At 39.7% G+C, this 390-nt stretch carries 1 pseudogene; it reads left to right on the forward strand.

The features are described 5' to 3' along the window. A pseudogene (locus tag X919_RS0106170) lies at positions 1–390 on the forward strand (site-specific integrase); the annotation flags it as partial.

Below are 390 nucleotides of genomic sequence, written 5' to 3' on the forward strand. Positions count from 1 at the left end.
AACACATCAGTCAAGAAAATGAAGGCACTCAAGACTGTAACCATCTATGCGCAAAAACGTGGTTATCTTCTTCACGACCCCTTCCTCAATCATCGTTTTCACTTGGAGCCAGTTAATCGTGGTTTTCTCACGGATGAGGAAATTATGAAGATAGCCAACAAGGATCTTGCTATTCAACGCTTGGAGTTAGTAAGGGATGTTTTCATCTTTTCATGTTTCACAGGTCTGGCATATATTGATGTTTCCAATCTCACACTGGACAATATCGTAACACTTGATGATAAGCAGTGGATTATGACCAAGAGACAGAAAACAAATGTGGAGACAAATGTTTTATTGCTTGACATTCCCAAGAGTATCATTGCCAAGTACAGTCATAAGACCTATCGG

Source organism: Prevotella sp. HJM029 (assembly GCF_000599605.1).
GTDB lineage: Bacteria > Bacteroidota > Bacteroidia > Bacteroidales > Bacteroidaceae > Prevotella.